Source organism: Legionella drozanskii LLAP-1 (genome assembly GCF_001467585.1).
GTDB classification, from domain to species: Bacteria; Pseudomonadota; Gammaproteobacteria; order Legionellales; family Legionellaceae; genus Tatlockia; species Tatlockia drozanskii.
The window spans coordinates 33845-46431 of the sequence record NZ_LNXY01000018.1 but is presented as its reverse complement, the minus strand read 5'-3'; the positions used below and the strand labels follow the sequence as shown (position 1 = coordinate 46431).

The following is a 12587-nucleotide window of genomic DNA, read 5'->3' as shown; positions in this document are numbered from 1 at the left end:
AATCCTTATTAAATTAGAGGGCTTGACCATCGAAAGCGCTAGTATAGCAAAGTTGCTCGCAACTGAGTTATCTCACTTAGAGAGACTGGGAAATTAACTTGCAGTCAAGCGGTTAGCTGCCTATGCTTTGATACAGAACGGGATGAAATATTAACCACTAGGATAATTGCACTTTCATGGACTTGAAAGAAAAAATAATCAATAAGCTATATGAAGGAGCGCGATTTATTCGCTTTGTTGCTGTGCATTTTATCAATGATGACTGCACCTATCGTGCTTCAGCTCTTGCTTTCACCAGCTTATTAGCAGTCATTCCCCTAATGACCGTTGGACTGGCAATCTTGTCGTCGTATCCTGTATTCCAACACCTATCTGATCCTGTTCAAGATTTTATTTTTGAAAATTTTGTACCCGCAACGGGAAAAGCGGTACAAAATTATTTGCACCAATTTGCGGCACAGGTATCGAATCTCTCCGCCTGGGGTGTGGCGATTTTATTTTTTACTGCCCTACTCGTCATGGTCACTATTGAGCAGGCTATGAACCGAATTTGGAGAGCACCTTCATCCAGGCAGGGGGTAACCGCCTTTTTACTCTACTGGGCTATTTTATCCTTAGGTCCTGTATTTCTTGGCCTAAGTCTAGCTGCTAGTTCTTACGTATTTTCAATGCCATTTATTAAAGATTACCCCCCGCCCTCGATTCTACTCAGTTGCTTGCCTTTTATCTTATCCTTGGTCGGCTTCACTTTTTTGTACGTGGTAGTTCCTAATTGTCCAGTCAAAATTAGTCATGCGATCTGGGGTGGTTTAGTGGCCGCAGTCCTCTTTGAATCGGCAAAACAAGCGTTTGTCTATTATCTATCGCAATACAACAGTTATCGCTTACTCTATGGCGCCTTCGCCACAGTGCCTCTATTTTTTATCTGGGTTTATTGGTTATGGATCATCACGCTTTTAGGCGCTGAGATCAGTTATGCTTTCTCAGTACATCATCAGCGACGCTTGGGCAAACCCTTGGATGGATTTTCTCATGCCTTACTTTGGCTGCAGCAGCTTTGGCTAGGTCAAAAAGAAGGAAAAGGGCTTTCATTGGATCAACTAATTAGTTCAACCACCCATCCTTTTGCCATTGATATTAATGACATGATTAATACGCTTAGCCATTTAGGATTTATTCATAGCACTAGCGATGGATTATTCATGCTAAGTAAAGATTTACGTGAAGTGAGTCTTTATTCGCTAAGTCAGCAATTACCTTATCATCTACCCACTCACGCTGATCTTGAGCAACTCAATTGCCCACCTTTGGATCATTGTCGAGCTGTATTTAAACAAAATAACCAAGAATTGCAAAAAAACTTGGCCATAGATTTGAATCAATTGTTTAGTGTGAATGGTTTTTAGTAAATTGGTGTGGCATTGTCGGGCAAGGCCCGACCTACGCTCGCTAGATACGGATTAGAATTGCCAATTAAGAGGCACTTAATGCAGCAGTTGACGATTGTTGGGAATAGAACGCTAACGCCTGAGAAAGCTCTGAAAACACATTCTCTTTTCCTACTAATTGAATAATACCCGCTTTCTCTAGCTTTGCTTTGACTCGACTATTCGCCCCGGCCAACATGACACGCACCTTCTGCTTTTGGCGATTGATGATCAATTCTTCTAAAGTTTGCAACCCGGTAATATCAATAAAAGGAACCCAGCCTAATTTAATAATGAGCAATCGTGGCTCTTTAGCCGCATTAGCTAAGGCCTGCTCAAAATTTTCAACAGCACCAAAGAAAAAGGGGCCTTCCATTGAGAAAACCTGAACATCATTCGGTATTGTATTGATTCCTAAATTTGTAAATTCGCGATGTAAGTCCTGCTCCTTGACTTGTTGAACTTCGACGCTGGAAGCCATGCGTAGTAAAAAATGAAGGGTTGCTAAAATAACACCTACATTCACAGCAACTACCAAATCAAAGAAAACAGTCAAACCAAAGGTCGTTAGTAAAACAACTACATCAGCACGTGGAGCACGTTTGATCATTTTCACAAAATGACGCGCTTCACTCATATTCCAAGCAACGACAAACAAGATCGCGGCGAGAGCAGCTAGAGGTACATAGACTGCAAGTGGCGCTAGAAAAATGATGATCACAACCAGTGTGATGGCATGTATTATACCTGCTACTGGGCTAGTTCCTCCGTTGCGGATATTTGTTGCAGTACGTGCGATTGCTCCTGTCGCAGCAAATCCACCAAAAAATGGCGTGGCAATATTAGCGAGACCTTGACCAATTAATTCCTGGTTGGAATTATGTTGAGTACCTGCCATCCCATCGGCGACTACTGCAGAGAGTAGCGATTCAATTGCTCCTAACATGGCTATAGCGAACGCAGGACCAATTAATTCAAGTAAGCGCGCTGCACTTAGATCTGGCAATTGTAATGAAGGTAATCCCTGGGGAATGCCACCGAAGGTACTCCCAATTGTCGCTACACCATCAAACTGAAATATTGCCTCTAAACTCGTTGCAACAATTAAGGCAATGAGGGGGCCTGGAACCCGTTTCATACCCGGAAATTTGTGAGAAAAAATCACGAGAAACAACGACAAAAGAGCTAAGGCGGTCGTTGTGGTATTCAATTGTGGAAATACTTGTAATAGTGCCCATAATTTTTGGTGGAAATGTTCCCCTGAGATTGCGGGTAAACCAAAAAAGTCCCTCCATTGTCCAACCCAAATAATGATAGCTATACCTGAGGTAAAACCAATGATTACAGGGGCAGGAATAAATTTTATGACGGTACCGAATCGCGCTAAGCCTAATAAAAATAGAATTATTCCTGCCATCAGCGTCGCAGTTTGTAACCCCTCTATCCCGTATTTTGCAGTCACTCCTGAAAGCAGCACGATGAAGGCACCAGTGGGTCCAGCGATTTGCAATCGACTGCCGCCCAAAGCAGAAACTAAAAAGCCAGCGATTATCGCCGTATAAATACCCTGTTCTGGTTTAGCACCTGAGGCAATGGCAAAAGCCATTGCGAGAGGTAAGGCCACTACCCCAACAATAATTCCAGAAACAATATTAGGTAGCCAGTTTTGTCGTTGTAATAAACCTGCTCGATAGGCTTCGCGCAAAGCAATCATGCTCTCTACTCATTTTGAATAAGAAGCGGCTATTATATCTGGATTTATTTGGCAATAAATATACACCATTCACTATTTTTTTTATGCAAAATGAGCAAATTCATCCTGTTAATCATTATTTTGAGTAATTTTTAACTTCTGGAATATGAAATCTCAATCCCGCCATGACAATATGAGCATGAGGTTCATAACGGCCCCTTAAAAAATCGCCCGATACAGGTTCAGCATTAGTCCAAGAAGCGTTTTGGTACTGTGTAAATTGATAGGTAAAAACAAGATCCAAATTGTCAGTGAAACTAGCTGCCACCCCCGCTTTCAAACCTCCTCCAATTAGCCATTTACTGTAATGTCCACTAACCCCTTCATTACCAGCCGTGCCATTTGAATTAATTACAAATCGGCTTGTTGAAATTCCTGGACCGACAAAAACTTTCACATAAGGATTGATTTGATAAGTGGGTAAAAGAAAAATTGAAAAACCATTTTCGAGTTTCTCTCTCGCATTAACATTCGCTAAAAACGACCAGTTATTAATGTTATATCGCGCTCTTCCAGTAAATAAATCAGCATTGCCTTCAACAGCGATGCTCAGTTGATCTTTAAAATAAAAATCATAGCCAGCAAATAATTGCCCATGAAAACCAGTATAGCCGCTATGATAATTGGCAGAAGTTAGAGAGGTACTCATCAAAGGATAGTGTAAATTTTTTTTTATGTTGGCTGAATTGATACCCAAATTTAACCCACCATACCAACTGGCATTCGCATTGAACGATAATAAACATGCAGCTATCATTAAAAAACGCTTATTCATATTGGGCCTCATTATAAAATACTCGGAATTGTAATAGCGTTTGACGTTTGGCTATTTCCGCCTCGAATGACCGTAATCGATACAGCAAAGGGTCGGGGAGATAGAAGATTAGAAATAACAAAACGCCCATGTGCTCTATCTAAAGCGGCCGTCGCCCCGGGTGCGCCATTGACAAGATAAACATCATTATTAAAAACATCACTATCTAATCCTGCGTAATAAATATATGCCATTGTCGGATTCAAACGATTGCGATCCGCTCTAAGTAGTACCGGGGCTGTAGGTGAACTCACCGCTATCGAGAAATTATTTGCAGAAGTCGTAAAAAACGTCCCATTGGCAGCCCTAATCATAATACGTGCACTCGCTGTATTGACTACAGGCACAGTGAGCATCACTCTTCCAGTATTAGGTACAGCAGATAAAAGAACTAACGGATAAGATTGCCCGCCATCGACTGACAATAAAATATCAACAAGCGCTGCATTCACTGGAGGCACATTGGTGTTCGCAACATTCCAGGTCACCGGTAATTGCGCCCCGCTTAACCAGACAATATTAGGCCCAGTAGGATAGGTTAATATAAAGGGGCCAGATGAGGTATCGGTGGTTAAGGTCACATCCACATAACTGTTGCAGGAACCGCCGGGAGTATTCGCACGAACTGTCGTTCTGAAATTCATAGTTCGTGTAACCGAGGGCACCACTTCCCAGGTAAAAGGTCCATTATTCGCTAACGACGTTAAGCTGGGGAAAAATCGTGTCGGTGAGAATGAAGGTGAGACAGAGCGGAAATTAGGCCCATCCGGTGAATCACTTACTGGCGGTTGGATAGAGATTTGATTATCCATCTGCTCCCAAGTATAGGTTAATACATTATTGCCGCCATTATTCCTAGCAAGGGTGGTTAAGGCAAAAGGGGTATTCGCTGGAACGACCTTAAATCCATTCGTTGAAAGAATAGTTGGCGCTGGGGCTATAGGTGTTTTAACAGGACAAGTTCCTCCATCACCGGATATAAAGCTACCCATTTCTTGCAAAGAAATACCATGAAAATAAGGACTTGAATTCAATTGGACGTTGGGAGGACAAATTCCTGCATAACCCATAATTGTACTACCACTCCCAGGCTCCACTGCGGTTGCAGGATTTCTTTTGCAATCATTATTTTGCGTATGATTCGCATTAAACTGATGCCCTATTTCATGGGCTAGAAAATCAACATCAAAAGGATCGCCGATTGGCTCCTCCCTCCCAGTTACACCCTCTGCTTTTTCACTTGAGATACATACGCAACCCAAGGTAGCAAGGCCACTTCCTGCTGCATCAACCACATGTCCTATATCATAATTTGGCGCCCCAATAACTGCCGTGATATTCGCCTGATTTTCCACTAACAGTATTGGCGGACTGCCACTGGTATAGGGTTGAGTAAGCGGATCCGTATAAATAATTTGGTTATTATTAGGGATAATTTGCAGGGTAATGGCCATATCGGTTTCATAGATACCATTAACCCGATTCACCGTTGTCACTTCTGCCGCGAGCGCTAAAGGAACTGTTCCCCCATGAAATTCAGTGTATTGCGCTGTTGCCGCCATCGCTAGGCGATAGGTTTTAAGCTCGCAGGCATTGAAATTGGCGGAGGGTCTTAATTGACGAAAATGTGTTATCGGCTTAGATTGCCCCGTTACTCCACATTTCATCTTCTTTTTACTAACAAAATCCTTTTGTTTATAAACCATATAAAATTGCGTATTGTTTTTTTCCAAGGGATCAATAAACACCGTATTTTTACCTGGATTTAAAATCATTGCATGAAATCCATGCGGTGTAATATCAAATTTTACCAACTCTGCGGATGTACCCAGACCATAACCATCGTAGGTTTTGATTTCTGGATATTTTGCTGCTAATTGCGGGTGCATGGTGGTGTTTTCAACTACCTTGTACTTTCTCCTCGTTCCGTCGGGTAGTGGAAGTTCAATAAGAACTGGCACACCGGCCCTTAACCCGCCTCGAAGAGGTACATTTTCTAATGCGCTGTAAAGACGGTTGATATTAATTTCGACAATACGATAATGTTTAGCCTGAATTAGCCGTTTACCTCCCTGTGGTATAGACGCAGGCTTAACCTCTTTGATGACATTGATAACTTTATAATTCTGGGCCGAAACTAAAGAAGAAAAGATCAACAAAAATACAGCAATAAACATCCTTATCATATTGTTATCTCGAAAAAACGAAGGAATTACTCTAACAATTAACTGAGCTAATTGACAACAGATTTAAATAATAAACTGATACTACCCTCCACATCAGCTTTGCTTAATACTTGACTGATATAATGATCAGAATAAGTCCATTTCAGATAGAGTGAACCATGTTAACGATTGAACAACAATTAGACAATTTGGCGCGTTTACAAGTCCTTATGAATAGCTCTGCTGTAAACAATCGAGCTCTTTTAGCCAAAGAGGAAGCATCAAAACTCGACAAGGAAATTTCCTTATTGTCTAGATATCCAGAAATTGAATTACGTTGGCTAAATTTTCACGCAGAACGCTTAAACTCACACCTTAATCAGTTAGAATTACGTAGTTCTTTTAAGGTTGAAAACGATGCTGAAGAAAAAATTAACTCTGATTTACTCTCCTTATTCGCTCACCGTTGTGCAAGAGTCATTGACAATTTTGTTGACCAACATAAAACCAAGATTAATCCAGCCGGGGGCTTAGCCCATCAAGAAAAAGAACGACTCGAATTTTGTGTAGAAGAGCTAAACGCTTCAATTAAAGAACAACAAAAAACTATTTTTAGCGCCTGCTTACTGCGAGCGACCCGAGGATACCTTAATAGTTATCAGAAAACCCCGGAGAAACCTTTTTTGCCCGAGGCTATTTTAACCAATGCCTGCGAATTATATAAAGAACAAATGATTAAAGAAACCATGTTGGTATATGAAGCGACTGGTTTCATTAGATATTATGCTCGCATTAAAAGTCAAACGAATGTTTCTCAAACATCTGAGCGTTCTTATTTAGAAAACACCCTACATATAGAAGAGAAATATAATAAAAGAACATCGTCATTTGAACTGGTTGACCATGAGTTTTTTGGAGACTTATCTCCATTCCTCCGTGAGGAATTCAAAAAACTCTATGAAGACGAGTTTTTAGTAACTGCTGAATTAACGCCCGAATCCTTACAACTGCCAATAGAAGCTTTTTTTGAGAAATACAAAGCTACACGTAATACTACTTCATCCTTTGATATAATTCTAACTCATCAATTCAGGGATTTTCGGCTCATCGAACAAATGACTGCTGTTCTTAATTTCGCTGAGGAACAAGCAAGCACAGAGATTCCCGCAAAGGATGATAACTCTCTTTATGTTGAAACTAGGAATGAAGAACTCAAAAAATTAAGAACGATAATTCAGGAGTATAAAGCTCATCTTGACAAAACTTTAGCAGAAGAAATAAGAACTTACCCGAATAGAAAGCCAGAAGCAATAGAGAACAGAAGCAAGGCAGTGGCCAGTATTATTCTTTTCGTTAATAGTAGCGCGGAACTTACGCCCTTAGTAAGAAAAGCAGTAAAAAACTCCATCGCCGAAATTCAACAAAATGAACCATCTTGGTTTGAGAGAAGTCTTATTGATAAAATTTTAGATGTCATTTCTTTGGGTGCTCGACCTATTTTGCGATATTTAGGTTCCAAACCAGTTCAATCCCAAAGCGAATTATTCCAACAGCCAGAAACTTTATCTCAGGAGAAAACTAAAAATAAAGGAGATGCAAGTCAGGACAGTGATGATGCATCGCAAGAGCTTTCAGAAGGGGAAAGCCCATCGTGAGAGAGAATATACAGTGTCTGGAGTTAAGTGTTCTCATTAAGACCGAATTGCCCTACTGAGAGCTAGAAAATATTTGACATTTACATATTTAAAAACATTAAAACAATTAATCCAAGAAAAATTAAACCTCGTAGATAGGGAGCGGAACGTCTATTGTTATACAAGACATAGAGGTAGGAAAAAGGGTATCGATAGATCAGGGTTCGTATGATTTTTTTACTTACCGACACCGCATCACCTTCTAGCGGATACTCGTGTATTCTAATACTCGGCCCATCGTTTGCCTCAATGATGACGCCTCGTGATTGTTCAATAGGTACATTAATATCCGCGCACTGCACATCAAATCCAACTAGGTTTAAATTCAACTCTCTAGCAGCGCGAATAAGCAACTGACTATTTTCTCGAACTATTTTTTTTGATAACGATTTATAAGTTCCCCCTCGGGTTGCATTACAAGCATAACAGAGGCTCACTACTTCATCTTTTTTAGGGACATAGCTTAGATCAATGCCAAGTTCAGCAAGTTTGATTTGGCACTCTTCGTCGACAATAATGGGGCCTAAGGTGTTATTTAGTTTTAAGCGTTGCGTATTGCTCAAATCAATGAGCGCTTGAAGAGGATGCTGACCATCGCCAATAACCTGTGCTGGATAACGCTGAATCACGCCCAGTATACGGTAGTTGAAAATTAACACGCGATAAGCGTTGAAATTTGCATGGAATTCTTCAATAGAAATATATTCACTTTCTACAATATTCTTAGCGATATAGTTTTTTAGTTGTTCTAGCGTTTGAATATTGCATAATACATTTTGGCCTAACTTTCCAGTTTGCGGCTTAGCGACAAGCGGAAAGGATAAGTCGGCTATTTTTTCTTCAAGCATGCCATATTCATATTCTGAACTATGAATAAACGTTGCTTTGGGTACTGGAAATCCAGCTCTTTCCAGTAATTTATTCATGGTATGTTTATTTCTAGCTAGATGGATAGAGCTGCTATCATTAAAAGGTGTTCCACTACCACAGAAATAAAGATTACGCTTCCAAAGTTTTAATTTAAATCCTTCAACTTCAGATACTTCTTCAACCGGGAAAAGCATTTTCTTAGCACTCTCATAATAACATCGTGCATTTTTGTTCATGGGTTCATTATTCAAAGATACAGCTCCTTGCAACCTCTTATTAGCTCATCACAGTTTAATTTGCTTCATCAACCATAGATAGAGCTGTTGCCTTTTCTAGCAATAATAAATCGATGCGCTTCGCAGTATCTGCAATGCGCGGATCAGATAAAATTGTGCAGGCAGGGAGTTCGATAGCAAACTTGTCCCTTAACTTTGAAATAATATGCATTGCTAAAAGTGAATTTCCACCTATTGATGCAAAACTATTATTAACCCCAATAGGCAAATTAAAGATGGCTTCCATTATTTCAATTATCTCTTTTTCTGTGGAAGTATGAGGCTTTTCTATTTTATTGACCGAATAGGAAACAGGCTTGTTATAGTGCTCCAATCTTTTTCTGTCTATTTTTCCACTATCCGTTAATGGCATCTTTTCAATAATATTAAAGACAGACGGTACCATCTGCGGAGGTACTCTTTCTTGGAGAAATAAGTAAATAAGATTAATCAGTTTGTCATCTTTTTCACTTTCAACGACAATAAAAGCTTCCAGATGTTTCTCTGAAGCAGCATCTTTTTTAGCAATAACCACTGCTTCTTTAATACCAGGGTATTTAATTAAATGGGCTTCAATTTCCTTAGGTTCGATTCTAAATCCGCGAATCTTTAGCTGCGCATCCTTTCGTCCGAGAAAAACAAGATTGCCGTCAGGAAGAGATTTGCCTAAATCACCCGTTTTATATAAGCGTAAATTGGTTTTGCTCCAAATATCGTCAATAAACCTCTCTTGCGTTAATTCATTTCGATTAATATATCCTTTCGCGAGTGATACGCCACCTATATAGATTTCACCTGTTTCTCCAGGAGGAACGGGCTGCATTTTATTATTCAATATTATTATTTTGGTATTGAAAATAGGTGTTCCAATGGGCGGGTAATCGGGCCACTCTGCCACTTTCTCAGGAAAAGTATAGGAAGTAACCACATGAGTTTCCGAAGGTCCGTAATAATTCAATAATCGACAGGAAGGTAGTTGGGTAAAAAACGATAAAATGGCAGGGCTTACTATAAGCTGCTCACCAGCAATAATAATTTCTTTGAGAAAACTGAAATAATTTTTTTCTACGGAAGCGGAAGCCAAGGTTTTAAGAAAGGGTACGGGTAATACTAATTGCTGAATCTGATGATTTTTTACAATCGTAGAAAATTGCCAAGGATCCATTCTATCGTGTTCTGAGATCAGTACTAAGGTCCCGCCAGAAATGAGCGCAGAAAATATTTCTAGAAAACTCATATCAAAACTGAGTGCAGTGAACTGTAAAACATTTCGTTTTTCAGGTATTTTTCTATGCTGCCAATGTATTAAATTCGTCAGTGCTTTATGAGGTAACATTACCCCTTTGGGTTTACCAGTTGACCCAGACGTATAAATTAAATAGCCAAGATTATCTAAATTGATCTCTATTTGAGGATTTTCGTCATTCAACTCTTGCGATGCAGAGTCAATAATATCTTCTATAAAAAAGGTTTTTTTTGCATTAAAGGGAAGGTCTTTTGCTAATTTTTTATGAGATAAGATACAGTCGGACTTTGAATCTTCAAACATGAATTGTAAACTTTTTATGGGATAATTACAGTCTAAGGGTAGATAAGCGCCGCCAGCTTTTAAAATCCCGAGCAATCCGACAATCATTTCGATGGAGCGTTCTATATAAATTGCAACAATCTTATTCGCAGCAATGCCTTCTTTAATTAAGAAATGAGCAACTCGATTCGCTTTGGCATTTAATTGCGCGTAGGTTATTTCTTTACCTTGATAACTTAAAGCAACTGCGTCTGCATTTAATAAGGCTTGTTGTTCAAATAACTGATGTGCATACAGGCAAGGGATGGTCTCTTTTCTAATGACCTTTGATATTTCGAGAGTTTTCCTAAATCCTGCTTCGGTCAGCTCAAAATTTTGATGGGCTTCAGTTTGAAGCATTTCATATAAAGAAAAGCCCTGCTGCTCTGGAAAGATGTTATCTTGTTTCTTCAATAAGCTATCAATAGTGATCCCTTCTCGATTTTTTGTTTGCTCAACATTACCTATCTGAGCAGTATAGTTGATAACAATATCGTGAAGTTCTGAACGTTGGACTAAAACTTTCTCACCTAAAGAAAGTTTCTGTGACTTATCAACCGCTTCATTGTATTTATTTCGTGCCCAAAGCAACGCTCTATGCAATTTTTCAGAATTATTTCTTAGGCAGCAGTAATCGGTTATTGCTAAAAGAAGACCATAAGTAATCACTTCTCCCACCAATGCTTGAGACCAGTATTGCCCCGTGAAGGATTTTCCGAAGCGTTTATGTTCTGAATCATTTATTTTTTCTACAACGCGCTCTAGATCTTTAAAAAGCGATTTTTGATCTAAAAAGTTAGCGAAAAACCGTTCGAGATCTAAGTTTTTTCCTTGCATTCGAGATCCAAGATACATGTTTAATGCTTCAGTTGGACCTTCAAAGATCCTAAATACACGCGCATCGCGAAAAAGCTGTGAAGCGCCATTACCTTCTTCATACCCTCTAGCTCCTAGCGTTTGAACAAGCAGATCGGCAACTTTACCCAAAAATTCTGAGCCCAAGATTTTAGAAACAATGAAGGCTTCCTCAGGCACAAGTGCAATGTTGCTGTCATAAGCACCTGCAATGGTAGAAATGAAATTCTCTAAAGCCTCAATTACAGCGGTTATTTCACTTAAGCGGACCAAAGTAACAGGGTTATCAATAAGAAATCCAGTCACTATGGAGCGTCTTTCTGCATAACGATGCATTAATTGAACACAACGTTTCATAGCCCCGATACTTGCTGCAGCCAAGCATAATCTGATAAACATCATATTATCTTGAGCGATTTCCATACCTTGGCCAGGTTGACCTAGCAGGTTTTCGGCAGAAACTTCTATGTCATCTAAGTAAATTGTATGTTTAGAAAATCCCCGTAAGCCCATAGTTGGAGCAGCAGCTCCGATGTGCAGGCCTTCGGTTCCTCGCGAAACTAAGAAGCCACTCATTCCAACCCAATTATTGTTTGCATCGATTTGCTGAACATAAATTGCAATAAGTTCTGCTGAAGCAGCCATACCTACCCAGCGTTTACTGCCTCTTAATAACCATTTGTCATTCTGATGAGGACTTGCGATCGATTTCATTGCTCTTGGATTAGAGCCGGCTGCAGATTCCGTCATTGCCCCTGCCATAAACATCTGGCCTTTAGCAAGTTTATTTAGATACTGTTTTTTCATGGGCGCTGAGGCGTAGTTCTCTAAAGTATGAGCGCCTTGTATAGTTTCAATAATAATAGTAGTAAGCGTTAAATCAATTGCAGCGAATTGTTCAATCACCCGAAGCATATCAACTAATTTTAATTCTAATCCCCCATGCTCTCTAGAAATATGCATCCCAAAAAATCCTTGATTTCCGAGATCCATGAAAACATGAGGAGGGAACGCGCCCTGCTTATCGGCTAAGTAGGAATCAAGATGAGTAGAAGAATAGTTTCTAAGCCAGTGGATTAGTGAATCAGCGGTCTTTTTGCTATGGTCTGAATGATGCATGTCATTACTCCCTTAACAACCAGATTATAGCAATGGTAAATATCGAAC

The 12587-nt window shown here is 39.7% G+C and carries 7 protein-coding genes; 2 read left to right on the top strand and 5 right to left on the bottom strand.

What is annotated here, in order from left to right; all coding sequences use genetic code 11:
* Window positions 1-176: 176 nt before the first annotated feature.
* Window positions 177-1406, top strand: coding sequence for a YihY family inner membrane protein (locus tag Ldro_RS04210; protein WP_058495170.1), 1230 nt, complete (start codon window positions 177-179; stop codon window positions 1404-1406).
* A 67-nt stretch (window positions 1407-1473) separates the two neighbouring features.
* Here the strand turns inward: Ldro_RS04210 and Ldro_RS04205 are convergent, their stop codons facing one another.
* The 3 genes from Ldro_RS04205 to Ldro_RS04195 form a co-directional block, all read right to left on the bottom strand.
* Window positions 1474-3141 (bottom strand): SulP family inorganic anion transporter, encoded by a 1668-nt coding sequence (locus tag Ldro_RS04205; protein WP_058495169.1) that lies wholly within the window; start codon window positions 3139-3141, stop codon window positions 1474-1476.
* A gap of 115 nt (window positions 3142-3256) precedes the next feature.
* Complete coding sequence (locus Ldro_RS04200) at window positions 3257-3955, bottom strand: outer membrane protein (RefSeq protein ID WP_058495168.1); 699 nt, start codon at window positions 3953-3955, stop codon at window positions 3257-3259.
* An 11-nt stretch (window positions 3956-3966) separates the two neighbouring features.
* Window positions 3967-6180, bottom strand: coding sequence for a reprolysin-like metallopeptidase (locus tag Ldro_RS04195; protein ID WP_058495167.1), 2214 nt, complete (start codon window positions 6178-6180; stop codon window positions 3967-3969).
* A gap of 158 nt (window positions 6181-6338) precedes the next feature.
* On the opposite strand from Ldro_RS04195, the gene Ldro_RS04190 reads away from it, so the two are divergent.
* Complete coding sequence (locus Ldro_RS04190; protein ID WP_058495166.1) at window positions 6339-7814, top strand: hypothetical protein; 1476 nt, start codon at window positions 6339-6341, stop codon at window positions 7812-7814.
* An 80-nt stretch (window positions 7815-7894) separates the two neighbouring features.
* Here the strand turns inward: Ldro_RS04190 and Ldro_RS04185 are convergent, their stop codons facing one another.
* On the bottom strand, window positions 7895-8974 hold the full coding sequence (locus Ldro_RS04185) for a UDP-N-acetylmuramyl peptide synthase (protein ID WP_238583961.1): 1080 nt from the start codon (window positions 8972-8974) through the stop codon (window positions 7895-7897).
* A 40-nt stretch (window positions 8975-9014) separates the two neighbouring features.
* The gene (locus tag Ldro_RS04180; RefSeq protein ID WP_058495165.1) at window positions 9015-12539 is read right to left on the bottom strand and encodes an amino acid adenylation domain-containing protein; all 3525 of its coding nucleotides are present in this window, start codon (window positions 12537-12539) and stop codon (window positions 9015-9017) included.
* Window positions 12540-12587 lie beyond the last annotated feature (48 nt).

What these genes read in the sequence shown, in the direction of transcription:
- Ldro_RS04210 (WP_058495170.1), top strand. Translation starts at nt 177, where the DNA reads ATGGACTTGAAAGAAAAAATAATCAATAAGCTATATGAAGGAGCGCGA.
- Ldro_RS04205 (WP_058495169.1), bottom strand. Translation starts at nt 3,141, where the DNA reads ATGATTGCTTTGCGCGAAGCCTATCGAGCAGGTTTATTACAACGACAA.
- Ldro_RS04200 (WP_058495168.1), bottom strand. Translation starts at nt 3,955, where the DNA reads ATGAATAAGCGTTTTTTAATGATAGCTGCATGTTTATTATCGTTCAAT.
- Ldro_RS04195 (WP_058495167.1), bottom strand. Translation starts at nt 6,180, where the DNA reads ATGATAAGGATGTTTATTGCTGTATTTTTGTTGATCTTTTCTTCTTTA.
- Ldro_RS04190 (WP_058495166.1), top strand. Translation starts at nt 6,339, where the DNA reads ATGTTAACGATTGAACAACAATTAGACAATTTGGCGCGTTTACAAGTC.
- Ldro_RS04180 (WP_058495165.1), bottom strand. Translation starts at nt 12,539, where the DNA reads ATGCATCATTCAGACCATAGCAAAAAGACCGCTGATTCACTAATCCAC.